General features: G+C 51.4%; 11 protein-coding genes. 1 reads left to right on the top strand and 10 read right to left on the bottom strand.

Going from position 1 to position 17,443, the window contains the following annotated elements; genetic code table 11:
• Positions 1-13: 13 nt before the first annotated feature.
• From WCS52_04960 to WCS52_04970, 3 genes are all read right to left on the bottom strand, one after another.
• A complete protein-coding gene (locus WCS52_04960; GenBank protein ID MEI6166524.1) occupies positions 14-613 on the bottom strand; it encodes a hypothetical protein in 600 nt (199 codons plus the stop codon).
• Between the two features lie 23 nt (positions 614-636).
• Entirely contained in the window at positions 637-927 is a 291-nt protein-coding gene (locus WCS52_04965) for a hypothetical protein (GenBank protein ID MEI6166525.1), read from the bottom strand.
• 820 nt (positions 928-1,747) lie between these two features.
• Positions 1,748-2,554 (bottom strand): hypothetical protein, encoded by an 807-nt coding sequence (locus tag WCS52_04970; GenBank protein MEI6166526.1) that lies wholly within the window; start codon positions 2,552-2,554, stop codon positions 1,748-1,750.
• A 1,154-nt stretch (positions 2,555-3,708) separates the two neighbouring features.
• Between WCS52_04970 and WCS52_04975 the strand changes: the two genes are divergently transcribed.
• The gene (locus tag WCS52_04975; protein MEI6166527.1) at positions 3,709-5,037 is read left to right on the top strand and encodes a hypothetical protein; all 1,329 of its coding nucleotides are present in this window, start codon (positions 3,709-3,711) and stop codon (positions 5,035-5,037) included.
• Positions 5,038-5,100: 63 nt separating this feature from the next.
• Here the strand turns inward: WCS52_04975 and WCS52_04980 are convergent, their stop codons facing one another.
• From WCS52_04980 to WCS52_05010, 7 genes are all read right to left on the bottom strand, one after another.
• A complete protein-coding gene (locus tag WCS52_04980) occupies positions 5,101-5,601 on the bottom strand; it encodes a hypothetical protein (GenBank protein MEI6166528.1) in 501 nt (166 codons plus the stop codon).
• Entirely contained in the window at positions 5,594-5,734 is a 141-nt protein-coding gene (locus WCS52_04985; GenBank protein ID MEI6166529.1) for a hypothetical protein, read from the bottom strand. The genes WCS52_04980 and WCS52_04985 overlap by 8 nt, the downstream gene beginning before the upstream one ends.
• A 58-nt stretch (positions 5,735-5,792) precedes the next feature.
• On the bottom strand, positions 5,793-7,880 hold the full coding sequence (locus WCS52_04990) for a DNA polymerase (protein ID MEI6166530.1): 2,088 nt from the start codon (positions 7,878-7,880) through the stop codon (positions 5,793-5,795).
• Positions 7,877-10,063 (bottom strand): hypothetical protein, encoded by a 2,187-nt coding sequence (locus WCS52_04995; protein ID MEI6166531.1) that lies wholly within the window; start codon positions 10,061-10,063, stop codon positions 7,877-7,879. The genes WCS52_04990 and WCS52_04995 overlap by 4 nt, the downstream gene beginning before the upstream one ends.
• A complete protein-coding gene (locus WCS52_05000; protein MEI6166532.1) occupies positions 10,060-10,698 on the bottom strand; it encodes a DUF3854 domain-containing protein in 639 nt (212 codons plus the stop codon). Before WCS52_05000 ends, WCS52_04995 begins: the two co-directional genes overlap by 4 nt.
• Complete coding sequence (locus WCS52_05005; protein MEI6166533.1) at positions 10,695-10,985, bottom strand: hypothetical protein; 291 nt, start codon at positions 10,983-10,985, stop codon at positions 10,695-10,697. The genes WCS52_05000 and WCS52_05005 overlap by 4 nt, the downstream gene beginning before the upstream one ends.
• Before the next feature lie 425 nt (positions 10,986-11,410).
• The gene (locus tag WCS52_05010; GenBank protein ID MEI6166534.1) at positions 11,411-17,443 is read right to left on the bottom strand and encodes a hypothetical protein; all 6,033 of its coding nucleotides are present in this window, start codon (positions 17,441-17,443) and stop codon (positions 11,411-11,413) included.

The raw sequence follows: 17,443 nt of genomic DNA on the forward strand, positions 1-17,443 counted from the left end.
CTATAAGTATCACTTAAGGTTGAGGTTTTGACTTCGGCTTCCGCCTCGCTTTATGATATCGATCTGCCCGTGCAAGGGCACGTGGGCTCATCTTCGCAAGCCCTTCCTTGTACCACTTCGGTATCTTCCCCTCTGGCCATTTCGCGAACATGTGCTTATCGAGGATGTAGTACCGTCGATAAATCTTTACCGGATCTTTCTCTTTCCCTGCGTAAAAGTCCTTATGCTCACGTTCAGTGGCGGGGATCATTGCGGTCGGAGCATTGAAATCCGGCTCGTGATCACGAAGCCACCGGAGAACAGGTAAACATTTCCAAGGCGCCGGCTTCGTTACTCCTTTTGCTCGGCCACGACGGACATGTTCTGCGCAAAGTTCGAGCGCCATGGTGACAGTCCATCGGTAATTGCTGCGGCTTTCCATTATCCATACCAATGGCCCAAGGGACTTTGATATTGTTTTAGATTCCCGGTAAATCTCGTTGCCCCGGTAACCTCTCCTGCGATGAGCAATTGAAAGAAGCATCGCCGCCTCAGTCGCCATTCGCGGGATATGCTTATCGCAATGCATCCGGGCGGCTTTCTTTGGGTCTCGATCAAGGTAAAATATATTCATTAATCCGCCTTAGAACTGAGACTTCACTTTTCGAACTTCGCGTTGATCAATCCAAGGACCCGTGCCTTTTCTTTGACAACACGAAGCGCAGCAGCATCAAATCCATCAACAACTTTGGCTTCAATCTGCAAATGAAGCTGCACCACCGCCCCAAGCTCACCAGTAAGATACTGGACAAGGTCTTTCACAATCTTTGAGAAATCCAGATCTGCTGTGACAGGTTTCAATTTGGCGTTTCCATGAAAACGGCTACAGACAATCTCTGAAGCAGGTTTTGGAGCTTTTTCCAGTATCGCAGACTTATCATAACCCATTTCACGAGCCTGTTTGAAAATGTTTTCTGCATGTTCCGTGCGACCTGCCCGAATCATCTGAGAATAGTATGTAGGCAGAAGAACCTTTCTTTTGCCAGAGCGTCCCCTCGTCCAGACATACCACCTACGGGGACTATCAGGATCACCAGGCCTGCTGTTCGCGAACGAGATTTTTACGCTGGACATATCGCCTCTCGATTTGTGTTTGTTATTCTTGGGTTTATACGCCTCACACCAATAGCTGTCGAGTGGCATAATAGAGGCATAATAGATACTCGATTGCCCGTCTCAAACGACCTCCACTTTATAGGGTTTGCGGTGATTGCGGTGTTTCAGAGGCACTTGGGGTAGACTTTTAATATAATCTCTACGTGAGGGGTTTACCGGAAACGGCTTTTCAATCACCGCAATCACCGCAAAACTGTCCTCTTGCTGGTTCTGTACCGGGTGTGCCGGCCGGATAAGTCGCTCCCATATAACCTGAATAATAAGAATACCCTCATATTATTCAGGTTTCTCACGCGTATATAGGTACATGTTTAGGTTATGTATGGACGAGTTTTCCACCTGGTACACCCGGTACACGATTGAATCTGGCCTCAAGCGACCGCCGTACGTTTCCGCTAACCCGCCGTACGTTTCCGCTAACCCGCCGTACGTTTCCGCTAACCCGTTGAACGTTATCCCGGCCCTCCGGCCCACGATAACCATCAACCGCCAACCCGTTGATGACATTGAACGCGCTATTCAAGTTTTGAAATTCACCAATATCACCACTCTCCTCTCCCTGGGCGCCGATTCATTTCAAACAGTTTCTCCACTACACCCGCTTCAACATCGAATCCAGCCTTCGTTCCCCACCCGCATCGACGACACCAATCCCCGTCGCCTGTCGCTGGGAATCAATCCTACCCCTCAGAAGCACATCGGCCGCCCGGAGTTGTTCAGCAGTCTGATCGACGGGTTTCATACGTGGCGCGGTCTGTCCAAGCAGATCCAGCAACAACCGGGTGGCGTCCTGATCCTGCTGCTGTCCATCACGAGAATCCAACTCAATCTTCCGAAGCATCAGGTCATGCGAGCGTAGACGGATCAGGTCTCCGGTCTTCATCTCTCCCGCCACCACACGACGGGTTAATTCTGCAGTTACTAGGGCGCTGAGATCACTGTGATCACGAGCACCAGTCTGCCCCCTGAGGCCTTCCAGCCCACCCAGGAGGGCTGCACGGATCAAGCGGTCATCTTCACCCGGCTCACGTGGTAATGCCGCCCTGAGGCGCATCAGAACCCCTCGCAGCGGTCGATCCTGTGCATCCCTAAGGGCCCAGAATACTTGGCCGTAAAGACGGACATCCTGGGCCTCCAACCCCAACTCTACCGCAATCGCCTCTACTGGTGATCCTGTGACTAGATACGCTTCCACGAGCTGGCCCGTTATGGTGCCGTGCCACCCCGTTATGCGCTCTACAGCGGGGTTGGGGCGCTGGTGTAAATGCTGGTAAACGGCCTTCAAATCGGGGTCACGTCCCATCAGTGGCAGCATGCGTTCGGCCGCAGTGGCAACACGGTGGCGCCAGTCGAGCTGGAAGCCAATCGGGTCATCCACGGGGGTGATTATGTCGTTCATCTATTCTCCATAGCGCGCTCGATCTTCCCGATGGACGCTTCTGTTGCCTTAAGCGCTCTTCGAAGGCCCCTTAACGTAGCCACAGTCCGGCGCTGCGAACGGGCAGAGATCCTCGCAAGACGGTCGGTATGAAGCCGTACTAGTTGCACGTCGTTCTCCCGAAGCTCCCCCAGCAACGCGAGCAACTCCAACGTTCGTTCAGGCCGGCAGGGGTAACCCATATAGTGCCTCGGATTCAAGATTCCTGCGGATTGCTGTGGCGACCCAATCGCGAGCGCGCTCCGCCGTTAGTCCCAACTCATACTGGAGGTAATCCCCCAGTTTCTCATAACCGAATGCGATCCATGATCTGGTGATCAAAACCTTCTACAGATATGAATCCTCGATCGTTGCGGTCCTCGCCCGGAGAACCAGGTCCGTACGAAATTCATGAATCGGATCCAATACTCGATTAAACATCATCGTCTCCTGTACATATTATGGCCACGAATCCGATACCCCAGACTGATCGCCAACTCAGCGATCTTCTGCCGGAGCCGTTTCCGAACGCCTGTTCTTTCACGTATCTGAAAGCATGATTCATCCTGTGGCCAATGGGTCTGGATGTAACTGGAGAGCAGTTGAATTTCAAATAGGGATGGCCTACCAAGATAGAAATAGATTTGCTGATGAGGACTGGGACAGCACTTAAGCAATCGGTAAGGTTCCCCACGACCATTATGGTTCTGCCCGAGCCAAGGCCGTGACTTCAAACAGCCTATCGCATTAAACACGATAGCGAGTCGAGGTGAGATCTGTCGCAACAGATCTGGCACCGCTGCACACGGCTGAGCCGACTGAACTTCTAGGTTTTTCTGGAACATGCGCACCACCTCGACATAACGACCCCGGGAATGATTATTGGGATTCGGAGTGGTGCTTTGATGTAAATAACAGGATAGCAAATGGTTATGCGCAAGTCAAGGTAAGCGTACGCCAACCGTGCGCCACCCGTTATCAGCTACCGCCCTGATTTTTGCCGTTCCAACACCTGAACAGACATGCTTTGTAAACATGATTACTATGCCTAATCTTTTATACCTTATCCTGAAATACTTGGTAAGGTAATTCCAGTTGAAACAAAATGTCTTCATTTGATGAAGGAATATTTTCCCGTGAAACATACCCCGAAAAATACCCTCTTTACTATCCTGTCTATAGTGACCGTCATTATCTCGACTTCAGTCAATGCTGATGAAGTTAATATTGTAAAAACACTCAGGGGGAAGTACGACCTAGAAAAGAATAGAATCGAAAGCTCCACTTTCGAGAAATACACAAATGCCCTGGTCAATCTGATGCACGACTATAAAACTAAGGGGGATATGGACGCTTACCTAGTCCTACAGAAAGAGCAGCAAACCTTCTCCTACCCCATGATTCCTGACAATCAGGCTCAACAAGCCTCGACCGAGAAAGTTTCTGGATATCAAAAATTAATTCAGATCATTGAGTCTGAACGGAATCAACGGATGACCCTCCTGCAGAAGCAATACATAGTGCGACTAGATATGTTAATGAAAGAATTGACGGCGACCGATAAAATCGAAGACGCCCAGCTAGTCAAAAACGAGATAGACCTCATTTCTCAACTTATCCCAAAGGCTAAACCTATCGAAAACAAGGGGGATGTATTAATCACGGAAAAACAGGGTAAAGACCGACCAGTCGTCAACGACCCTAACCTAAAACCAGAAATTCAGAACCAGAAAGTGCGAAGATTAATTGAGCACTGGAAGACTGTTCTTGATTCAAAGCCCCGACGAATTCAAGGTCGAATTGAACATGACCTGAAAGTTGAGGGTCTCTGCATTTTCGACAAAGATTGCGTTATACAGGGAGGTGTTAAAGTAATCCCGACAGCAGGGTCTATCGCCATCAATCTCGGGCGTATTTCATACACTCCGACATCTATAGTCGGTCTCCCATTTCTTTCGATAGATAAAGGAGGGTCCTGTCACACATATAGCGGCCCTGATCAGAACACTAAGTGTTTTCAGAATACTATCTTCTATGGTCCCGTAGATATATGCTCCACACCACAATTCAAAGATTGTGTCTTTATTAGGCCGCATGAGAATTCAAGAAATAATCTCAGGGAGATACAGGGCTATACATCTTCTGGAGGCAATCCCGGAAAATATGTTGACTGCGGGTTTGCTGGCTACAAGTTATCAAAAATGGGAACGTTTTTACTCAGAAGCTCGGAGCGTTGCGCATTCTTGAGTTGTACCGTTCAATGGTTAATAGTAGACAAGGAGTCTGTGATATCGTTTTTTGACTTAGACTCACAACTTGCTCCTTCAATAGCAAATGCGCTATACAATTCGACAAAACGGTTTAAGGTAAACACACTTAAAGGCAAACCTGCAAATGACTATGTGGCGGGGATGCCTCAACTAGTCGAATTCCTAGATAAGATCTGGACTGATTTACCAGAATGAACCTCTATCCACCATAACACCGGAGGCGCCAAACGATTCTGGTCGATTGGCGCCCACCCCGGCTTACACGAGATCCGACGGCCTCGGATGCTGCCAGCGTTTTGCACTGGGTGACGCACGCCATCTGCGCTCCGCTAGGATCGCCTCGGCCCACTCCGCCAGCACACGGTTGGGGCCCAGATCGATCGTCTGATTCCGCCCATCTGGATCGGCATAAGTGACCAGGTAGGTATCGGTTCCATCGGTGCCATCAACACCCATTACCATGGTGTCCCGCGGTATCTCCAAGATCTGGATCATATTCAACATGTCAGCCACGTTCAGGGCGGACGATTTTATCACCTGCGCCATCAAGAGCTGACCAATCGCGCCCGGAGCCACTTCCCGTGATGTACCGGTCATCTGAATTACTGAGTCGGGCGCCCTGGGTGGCGCATCGGGGTCAGCGTAGGCTACACGCAAACTTTCAGCATACGCAAGCGCGGCCCGCCGCTCGTCTTCCCGCTCTTGGCGTTCAAGTTCGGCTTCCCACGTTTCCTCCATAATACTGGTGGAATCACTCATCGCACACCTCCGTCTCATTCTGGCCCCTGGATGCCTTGAGCCACTCCTCCGGGATCGGCGGCGCCTCGCTGTCAGGGAAGTCGGTTAATTGTTCAGTCAAATCATCCAATCGTTTCGTTGCATCACTTTGCATACTATCTCCTCTCCTATTATTAAAAAGGGGCTGCTCACACGAGCAGCCCCGGTATCACTCACCCGAACGGAATCAGCCGTCCCTGGGCATCATAAACAGCCTTCGCCGCCTTGTCCCAACGCCGCATCACCGCGAATTCGGTCCGGATTTCCACGTCCGGACACACCTGTTTCATAGCCGCAATCATGATCCTGGAGATGTCTTCAGCCGGCTCCCGATAATCATCGCGTTCCGGCACCTCCACAAGGACCTCATCATGGATGAAGGCAACCACCCGGTAGCCGGCGCGGTTCAATTCGTATAAGGCCAACTTGGCGCCATCACTAGCGAGGCCTTGGAATGGCATGTTCAATTCCTGGTTGCGACGACAGTTGGACTTCACCCGCCCCGTGGGAATCGACACGGTTGTGCCTGGGACAATCAAGCGCTGAAGTAGCCGGGAACCCTGACGAGTCTTGATGGCCTCACGCGTGATTTTATACCGATTAGCTGGACTATTTTCGATCTGCTCCCAGGCCCAATTGATTTCCTCAGGACTGAACTCACGTCCCATTGAGGACTCAGACTTCCCGCCAGCGACCCGCATCATGATGGCAGCTGCAGCTTCTGACCTGAGATGACCACCAGGGAAGGAGTCCAAGTCGAGTTCAGCGCCCAGTTGATCCAGCGTGTTGCCTGTGTCCAGATAAAGCTCCATTTCGGGGAATAGATCCACCCACTTGGTTTGCCAGCTTTCAGCTTCCTCCACAGTCAGGTGGACACCATAGGCCGAAGCCGCGTAACCACCCAAACTCTTGGCACTCATGCCGCCAGGCAGGGCAAAGTTAACCGCTTTTGCTTTCTGCCTGTCTTCCTTTGAGATTTGATCCGCAGGCTTCCCCAAGATCATTGCTGCGACATGCCGGTGAAGATCCACCCCCGCATTTATCAGCTCACGCATATGAGACTGGCCATACCGGCTGAAGCATATCTGAGCCAATGTGCATAATTCCAAAGTCGAATAATCACACGCAATAAGCACATGACCGGGTGACGGGATCAGACATTCACGAACACCACCCTTGCGCGGGAGGTTTTGAATGTTGGGTTTTGAGCAGGATGTCCTCCCGGTTCGCACCAGGAGATTATACCTCGGAAAGATATGCCCCCCTGATTCGCGCAAATGATCGACATATGTCGACCTCAATTTGTCCTGCTCCTTGAATTCGAGGAAGGCCCCAACGAATTCGTGATCGGCCATCGGGGCGAGGGCATCGGCGGACTGGCATGCATCCCTGGATTTCGGGGTTACGTATAAAACTAACCCTCGTTCCTTTGCCAGCGGGGCAACAATCCCATTGAAAACCTTTTTGGTACCAGGCCGGCCAGGGACATAACCATACTGAGCCAACACGGTTTTGCTTTTATCAATCCCTGCAACCAACTCTTGGTCGAGTTTTTCGACAACGCCGAGGTCAACACACATTCCACGATGCTCAATGGCACGTAACGCAACATCGCCTTTCAGTTGGATGTCGTGCCCCAGGTCGCCAAACCCAATATTCTGCGTGGGGTTGTAGGGCATTTGAAGCGAATTGACGTCCAATTCCATACGACAACCCAACACGAAGGTCGCCGTGGCGTCCAGCGCCGCATACACAAGGTATTCTGGAGGGATTGCTTGATAATTAACGCTACCCCCCTCAAGGAATTGTCCGAATCCCTTGCGAACTGTTTCATCTTTATCCAATTCCACCCCGAGCAATTCCTTTGTCATCCAATCGAGGCTATATCGATGGGCAACATCTCCCGTTTTAGCCGTCTTAAGCAGCCGGTAGAGGATGCTAATATCGATAATACGCCCAGTATCCACCATTGGGAGGAAGTCGAACCCACAAGCCTTGGTGGTGACTTCCAAATCAAAGGAAGCCGTGTGCATGAACACACGGCAGTCTTGATGCACCTCCCAGAACGCCTGGAGGTCCTGCCGCCGAACGAAATAAGCGTTCTCCCCGTCACAAACAGAACCAACCACATAATCCTGGATAATCTGAGGATCGTCCACGGCCGTGGTTTCGGTGTCATAGGAGAAGCAATCTGCAACCCGTCCCACAGACGGTTTCCAGACGGATGTATTGATTTTTAAATCATTGAAATCAATCTTCATGCGACCCTCACTTTCTCATCATTCCAATCCAGTTCAGATGCGCAAACACAGGCCTGAGATGAATCTACACCCTCTGACGGCATCCCATTGGTTTGCGGTGATTGCGGTGATTCAGAGGGCACTTCTGGCAGACTTTTAATATAATTCTTACGTGAGGGGTTTACCGGAAACGGCTTTTCAATCACCGCAATCACCGCAGATTCGGGTGGTTGAAGAGTATATTTCAGCATTTTCGTATGGGTGTCCCGCTCCTGCGTGACTTTAAAGACCCGTTCGAGATGGGGCCACAGTTTTGACATGCGCTTTGAAAGCGTTTTTGGCGAAAGTTTACCCACAAAGGATGGATCCACTCTAGTGATGGCGACCACAAGCTCCGCCGCAGTTCCTTTAAACGACCCTGCGCGGACGAGTTCCAGCAAGGCGGCACCAACATTATCATTTTCGATGCTGAACATCCCCTTGTCAGCCTCAGCCGCCCTCAACGCCATCACGGCCTCATCGCCACGCCCTACGGCACGCCCGATCCTGATAGCCATCTCGGCAAAGTCGGGGTGGCGACTATTTAGACCGCCCGGAACCGACTCATGGTCCGCCAACGCACGCAACAAGGAATGGGCGATAAAGGATAATCCTGCATCGCGATTCTGGGCAATCTCGTCAGACAGTATGGACTCCGCGGTGTCCCCCTTCCGACGGTCCAGGCGCACCACCAAAAGGCGATCCGCTAGACCTGCATCAGAAGCGAAGGACGGGTTCGCCGACGTCACACAGACCCACGCCCGCGCCTTGAGGATCACATTATCGGAGTCTGTGTAGAGTTTTCGTTTTTCACGCGAACCACCAGTCGAGGCGATCGCCAAGGCATCCGGGAACCACTCTACTTTGGTGTCGGCGTTGTCAGCGCAGGACAACCCACCCACGTTTACTCCCGACCAAAAGTCGTCTTCCTTGTCCTTCAGAACCGCGTTGATCCGGTCCGGAATGCCAAAGAGCTCGAACACCCCCCGAATCAAACGCGTTTTACCACTACCCACGTCACCCGAGATCACCAGGGGTGGTTTTGTTCGTTGGTTGGTCGGTAGGCTCATCACCCAGATCTTGAACAGGTCACGTCCGTGAGGGGCCGTCGTCGACATGTCGCTGAATAGCCGGCATCTTTCAAAGGGATCCTGTGGTTCGACCAGACTCCATGACGCAAGGGTTGCGCCGCAGGGAAACAAGACCCCATCTGTCCCGTTATTGACCATGGTCACCCCCTCGGCAGAGACACGCGCCATATGGCCGGGCCCTGATGAAAGATAAATCACACCCGGCCTAACGGCCCAAAAGGTTGATGGCTCAATTGGTGTGGCACGCTCTGATAATCCCTCAGTCTCCACTGCAGACTGGATGAAACTAAAGGTTCGGTCAGCCCGGTTGATCCCCAGACAGTCCGATAACCAAGCTAGAAATGAATCACTCTGCGCAGGCAGGAGCAGCTTCCGCTCTGCATCGAAGAACATAACACTGGCGAAGTCCGGGTGGTCGACATGGAAATAAAAGCTTCCACGCCCGTGCAGCCACTCGAGAACCTCCGCAGCAATCTGTTGGCTTCGTTCAGGCGCCGACAACTTCGGAATCTGCGCGACCCCCCAGAGTTTGGCGCGAATATCCGCATTTGCACCAGACACTCCTGATGCTGAGGCTTTTTCCGTTGTCTCGAGATGGTTCTTAAAGAATGGCCGGCTGGAATAGACCGAGCCGGGCTCGAAACAGAACACCACATCGCCTTCGATGGAATCCACCCTGCCGGGCAGATCAAACCCTGGGAGTTTGACATGGGCGCCATTCGTGATGCCTTCCCCGCCATTCTCAGGCACGACCACCGCAGCGAATTCGGCATCCATCTTGGCCCGGATGGCCACCCTGATGGTCACAACCAATTCTGGCCAGGCCGCTTCCAACTGCTTGATAATCGTGCGCCGTGTGGTCGAAGTAACATGATCGTAGAACCCCTTCCGGATGATTTCCTGGGCCAACGACTGCGGCTCGACGCCAGCGGCCTTACACTGCCCGCAGAACCGGAGCATCCAGACTGTATAGACTTCAGCCACGGTCCCGTTCAGCGGCACAGCCCCCGCCAGGACCTCTCTCAGCCGCACGGCGCCATCACGAACGAGAACATCGTCCATGCCAGCTTTCATGAAAGTCTCCCTTCAAAATGAGATGGCAATACCACCACTTTAATTTGGCAGCCTTTTTTCAAGGCCGCCGCGTTGAACCGGTGCGCAGCAAGCGCGATGTTCACATTTACAGCAGCGTCGCTGTCCAGGACAAACGTCAATTCGGAACCCGGCTTCAGGTAGGGAGCGAGGTCGGGATGAATGTCCCGCGTTGCCGAATCCTGGCCACCGAATACTCCAGTGAGCCCGAAGGTCGGGATGCCGGCCAGAGTGGCACTCAACGCCTTTTTCTCGCCCTCGGTAATGACCAGTGGCGCCCCAGCCAACACAGCCTGATGCGCGGCCTGTGGGATGTAGACATGCGTTCCGCCAGCTCGCGGTGATAGGTATTTTGCCTCCCCCTCACCCATCCGGATCGGGCTCCGAAGCTTGACCCGAACGAAAGGTTTCCCGTCGGGCGTCATCATCGCCAGCCCAGTGGCCGGGTCCATGAACGGAATCGTATATGCTTCGGGCATGTCCGCCGGACAGAATCCTAATAACCCGCGAACTTGATCTGGATTCACACCGTGGAATCCCGCTTCAAGGGCCTCCTCCAAAGGGATCCCCGACCGGCAGAGATCCGCAATCGCCCACTCTGGTAGTGCCCCATTCACGCCGCCACCGCCTTGCCTGTGGCTTTCAAGAATTCTTGTATCTCGTTCCAGACGAAGCGCTTGCGCTGTCCTACCCGGATAAATGGCGGTTGCATGCGCCACAGCGATGTTTGACTAACACCCAACCTTTTGCCGAGTTGGATAGGTGTAAGCAAGGGTTCCTCCACCCCCTCCTGGTGACCTGGTAGTGGGTCACCTTGTAGTGCGGCTAGTGCCCTATCAATGCGCTCCTTTTCGAACCCGAATGCCGCAATAACGCCACGAATTGAACTAATTTTACTCTCCATACGAATATTCCTCTCCGGCAATATGCCGGTTGCACCGATTTCCAGATGCCTGGTTCGGTGTTGTTAACAGATCGAAGTATCGCAACGCATGCCAAAGGCACGCGAAGGGTCGGCATGCCAAAAATGGCAAGACCGGAATGATTTATTTGGTAAACTGCAACCTGTTGCTGTTGAATGTGTTGGCAGGATATTTTTGAGGAAATGTTTTCTGTAATATGGGTGTGGTGTGCAAAATATTTGGGCATGGTTTTCCTGCAATAAGAGTGGCAAACTCGCAAATAACTACTAACAGTATTCGACGTATACTGCTCTTCCACAATAGCTTACATAGTTATTTGACGATTAGTATATTGCCTCTCGCATGTTGCGGTTCGCATGTTGCGGAGGAGTCAATCGGGAGGGGTAATATCCGGCAATTGCCGGATCTATGCTCCGCAGAAGAGGCTAGAAACAGGTAGGCAGCGGTCTGGAAGGAACAACCAGGCATGCTTCACAAACTCAGACATATTTGACTCTGTGAGGCTAGATAGAGTGGAATTCTTCGATTTCAGGATTTCCAACAGAGTCTTGCGATCGCCTAATGAAGGGTTTGCCGAAGCTCCCTCATCTAAAAACTGTGGGTATTCGGCGGCAAGGTGCGCACAGAACGAATTCGCCAGTAGAACAATATTCGAACCAGATTGGCGCTGGGACGGTATTTCAACCCTACACTGTTTACCTTTTCCAGTAACCAAACTGACTACACCGCTAATAGCATCCAAGGTAGGTGTATTCTTATTTTTGTTCCCACTTCCAACCAGCCCATCATTGTCATCATGCGGCCCATCATCAGTCTCTTCAGGCTCGATATCATATTCACCTTCGTTAGCCCAGAGAGGATACTCAGATTCATAATCCTCGTCGTAAGACACGGGCGCATCTTCATTTGGATCACCGGAGGTATTATTGTCATCATCAGCATCTCTGAGGGTGGAAAGCATTGCATTCAGATGACCTGGCGTAGCTACCTGCGGGATGCCGCCAACTGGAACTACAAATGGTAAAACGGGCAGACCTACAAGTGATCCGGTTTGGATAGCCGTACTGCTCGCTGGCTTCAATTCATACTTGCCTGGAAATCCTCTGATTACTTTGGTCAACGCACTAGATTCATCTGCTTTGAAACCCTTAAAAATTGCTCGTGATATGTAATGCCAGAGATCTTTACCGACCAATCCGGCGAATACATTTGATTTTGTTTCCTGCGTAAAGGTTGAATTAAAGGTATGATTATCAGACGAAGCTATAATTCGCCACAACAAGAGACGGTGCCGCATCTCAATATTTCCAAGGGCTTTGAAATTTTTATCAAGGTAGGAGAGTAACTCTTCCGGGCCGGATTTAAGTTTAAAGTTTTCTTTCCCTCTTAATACCTTTTCAAATTCCTCAATCTCCATTTCCCGAGCGCCACTGTGCGAGACTTTCAGGGCAAGTTGAGTGCCACGCTCCCCTATACTTTGAGCAGCAATTAACCCGGCAGGATACCCATCGGGCGGGATGGTTTTATCAGGAAGCAGGCCATAACAACTTGAGCAAATAAGTTTATCTACACCCCATTTACAGGTAGCAGGGGACCGGGGGTCTTGTGATTGCTCGCATGAGCCTGTCTTCACACGCCAATTCCAAAAGGTTAGGGCAAGTCGCTTTGCAAAACCACCCGCCTTACCGGTTTCAATCTTCTTGTCCACCATGGAAGACCGGCCATTCATTGCAGCAAGGAATGATGTATGGGGATCCATACCGTCAACAAGGGACGCGGGAAAGAAGAAATCCACTGGATCAGCCAGGAACCGAACATCCCCGGGTGCAAGATAACCTCTTGCACCGATCAATTGGCGTGCTTGTTTGTCCCCTCGCGCCTTGCTGATCACCATAGCTGCCCAGCTGTAACCTGGCTCTTGACTGCCTCGACTGACAATACCATGTAGGTGTCTTTCGATCTCCCCATTCAGTTCGACATTACGCTTTCCTAGTTCATCAGAACCGTCGACCGCAATAGATATCGGGTTATTCTGCAGTTTTTCAATCCGTTCGCTGATGGCCTGAGGTTTACACGACAGCAAATCCAAGAAACCGAAAGAGACGCCTTTAAGGGTGATCACTTTGAAAGCCATCTGCATCCAGGCGGTCACACGACACGAAATGTCTGAACTGTGAGCGGAACAGAAATGTGAAAGCAGTGTCTTACAGACATCGGCATCCCAGTCAGGCGCGCCAGACAAGTCTGCGCAATCAGAACAATCCTTTTGAAGAATTTTGTTGGTGAATTCCTCCCGCAAGACTTGATCCTGTGAAATCAAGTAGGATCCCAGAACCAGGTCCTGATCGAATTCCATTACAGGGGTGCCTGTGGCGACAGAGAGTAGGTTACCACACGCTGAAGGCATGAGTTTGCTGGCCTCACCAGCTAATGCGGAGGGAACGGTGAATACACTGATGGTATCACCATCATAATCGAGCCCCGTTGACACACAGATCAAAGGGTTGACGAATATGACAAGCGGCGGTACGACACTCCACCCTTGGTTACTGATCCTATCATCAAGTGATGGTTTCGCTTTCGCAAAGATGACTGGTCGCAGCGCCTTGACGTTATAACGGTGGAGCGAAGGCTGCCTGTTTACAAGAATAAGGGGTTTGGATTTTTCCAAGAAATGGCGAACAACCGCTTGAATTGGGGTAATCAGTTTTTGAGAGATCCTTGTCGGCCAGATATAACCTTCCAAACATCTCGATACTTCACGGAGCATGTCGGCCTGATCCGTGAATTCACTACAAGGGATCTTCTCCAAAACCTGCTTCAAATCATTGGGCCGGCAATCAAACAAACTGATCATAGCCTCAATGGGTAATTCACATTCATCCCACCCCAGGGCAGGATTAGGCACAGCCACAAACCGCGCAGAATTGTTAACACGCCGGCCCAATCCTTCATACTGAATCAATCCATCTTTACCTTGCAGTTGTTTGCGCAGATTCCAAAATAGTTTTTGGACATTCTTGGTTAATTCATCACTTTTATCTGACAACAAGGCTCCCGCGATACATTGATATATTAGTGTCAGTTTGTAGGGTATCGTGGGGCCATCTACTAGCGTAATACCTTTGCGGTATCGCCATGGCAATACCGGCAGTTTAGTCAGAGGGGGGCGCTTAATCCTTTTCCCGTAACAGGTCGCGGCATCAATAACTTTGGAATTTTCACCTGAAGCGGCAGAATTACCCTCTGGATTGGCAATAGGAAAAGGTAGACTTATATAACCCCAATCGCACGATTCATTTTTGAAGGTACTTGGATCAGCGAGACCACCGAAAGTCTGAATCATACACCGGCCGGGATGCTTGGTAGAAGTGGCTTGCTTGTCCTCAGCGGGGGGCGTCCATTCAAGCTGTTTATTTTTATGTTCGACGCATGTCAGCGGTAATCCGAGCAGTTCATCGAGACTAAGTGATGGGCCGAATTTCCCTTGCCCGACGAAATCGCGCCTATAAGCATGGTACTTTGAACCATCGATCTTGAACTTAACATGCAAACTTCCTTGAGGGGATAACTTATATGCAGCATCAACACGTGTTGAGTCGGGCGACAAAGGTAGTTGCATCACCCCAAAACGCTCACGAGGTTTGAGTTTAATCTCCCATTTAACAGCGTTGAGTCGGACTTTCTTATGACGTAGTAGATCCTCTACCCTCACGCCATATTCTGTCGATCTTTGCCCCAGCCATGCACCTTCGAATACCTGACCTTCGTCTAGGCACTCGCCACACTCCGGACATTTGAAGGCACCTCGCATCGCCGGTTTGAGCGCTTCCGTGCCCGGCAGATATTGGAGTTCACGACATCTATCCACAACATCCTGGTCGGTTGCCCACCGCAGACTACCTGTCTGCTTATCATCTGGATCGTTGGCCAGTACAATGCCTGTGGCAAATAGCATGTCGCGTATTGCAGCGTACGTCTGACTCGTCGTATCCGAGCTCCCGCTTGGCATAAACGAGTCCGTCAGGTAGTGATCCATCAATCCGGAGGCCTGATAGGCGTCCAAAGCTTTCATTTCTAATGACCCCAGGCGCATTCCGCCTTTGGCCCGGCGCCCCTTCGTCGCTTGACCGGTAACTGGATTATATGCATTTTCCGAGAGGCGTACACCGCGCACGTGCGCAGTATCGGTGGGGATCTGATCCAGACGCACAATGTACTGGAACCCGACAACAACGGGCCATTCTGTTACAACAGCTAAGGCCCCATCACCTGTTAAGGTGAGCCTCATGCGTCCGAAGTCATCGATCAAGGAATCATGGCTTTGGTTGATAGCTCGAAAATGATCCCGTAGTGCATCGACATTGAATTTCTTAAAAGGAGCCCCTATATCCGATGGTAGATCCTGAACCCCGAGTTTATGAAGTAGCCCGACATGGCTTTCCATCAACTGGCCAATGTTCATACGTGACGCCACGCCTATCGGATTGAGAACCAGATCAACAGCTCGGCCACTAAGGGCACCAAGTCGGGCATCGACGGGCAAATGCGGCATGCGACTAGCCGGAAGCATTGCGGAGATCACACCCTTGTTTCCGTGTCGCCCCATTAATTTATCGCCCACGCCTAATGGTATTGTTGTCTCGATATCCCACTCGATGACTCCCCCGTAAGGCGGCTCGGCTGGGTGAAAACGCACGGTGACCTCGCCCTGTACTTGGCATCTCACCGTCGTCTCCAGTTTCCCGTCGTTAAGACGGGCAATAACATCTCCGGCCTCAACGAAAGGTTGTTTCAAAGCGAGCACGGCGCCTGTAAACCTAGTCAAGATCTCAACGGTGGTGCCGGGGCGCAGATATTTCCGGTAGTGTTTAACGCGGGTGTACGCCAATGGATCCTGCAGGTCTGCGTTGGCAACAATGGCGTCATTATAGTTGAGGCCATACCATGGCATGTAGGCGACCAGCAGGTTGCGGCCGGGCGAGAAGAACCTCTCGGCTGCAGGGGATCGACCATCCACAGAAAACAAGCCGGCTTCATTCAAGGGCTTCAGTGCCAAACGCAGTGCAGATTCCCCTCCGGTTGTAATGAGGGGTGGTTCCGCGTCACGGACAGGGAGGGCCTGAACCAGATTCTTCGCACCTACCATAGATCGAGCAGCATCGGTATGTTGGTAGAACGGGAGTAGTGATGCTGCGTAACCCAGACCATTTTCGCCGGGAGCGGATGACAGATGTCCTGCGGCATTAACTTGTGTTCTGGATGCGAGATGCAGTGTAAGCCCCACCTTCTCACTTTCAGGGGTCTGGACAGGGCAAACTAGGTTCTCAAAAGAAGGGTGGTTTTGCCTAGCTTCCTTCGTCGTTCCAAAACGAAAGAAAGCCGTCAGGGACGAGATTGCATCTACAGCGTTAGTGCATTCGAAAGGTCGGAGGTATACATACCCATGCTTGGGGGTCATTTTCTGACGGAGGCGGCCCCAAATGCGGAGGCCATCAATTCTGGCAGGTTTGTTTGTTTTCGTGCCTCTGATCTTCTTACTATTCTTAACCCCTGGTTCCTTAACTGTCTCCCAGAAACCAGAATGAGGCTTGCCAGATTCGTCGAGCCAGTCACTACAAATCAGTTGCACAATCCCTTCGGTCAGGAACAGCTCATATGTGTAAAGCCGTCGGGTCTCCAGATGATCCATGTCGTAAAATGCCTGGTCGTCATCCGTGCTGAACTCGAGCGCACTAAGATCTATGTTATCGAGGGAGCTCTTCTGAACCATGATAGGCGCAGAATCCGCGTACTCACGCAACGCAGTTAATTTCACGTAACCAGAGGGATATGAGTCTTGTATTGCATCCAGACATGCCTTGATTTGTGACTGCGGGAACAACCAGCGGGTGAGCTGGGGATATTTTACCTTCACTGGTTTCCCGGCTCGCCAGATTCCACCCTGCGGTAAACTGAGTTCCAAATACTTTTCGAAAGCACCCTGCTTGCGCTCCCTCAATAGCCACAGGCCTGGGCGACGGAGGAGTAATGAGTGCCATACCATCATTCGCGCATTTGGTGGCCTGTCCAGCGTACCGTTACCTCGACTTGTGACAAATACCCCGTGGTAGGGGTAAAGGAAAGGAATGTCGACATGCCCCCACTGCATCCCGTTTGCAGGGGTCAGCCTGATCTTGGCCATCACGGTACAGTTGTTACGGAAACATTCTTGAACAGTCGAGAGATCCGGGGGACACGGACGGTCCATACTATCCAGAAATTCCACCTTAAAACTTTCCGGGACGCCAAGGCGTTTAGCAATATTGTTTAGCTCAGCCTCGATTGCTGTAGTTAGGGTCTTATCATCAAACTTGAAGAACTCTTTTGCACCTACGGGTGTAGGTATTTCGCTTGGCTTAGCCTGGTGAACGGCAGCATTAATGGACGATGTCGTCAC

The organism is bacterium (genome assembly GCA_037128595.1).
Lineage (GTDB): Bacteria > Verrucomicrobiota > Kiritimatiellia > CAIKKV01 > CAITUY01 > JAABPW01.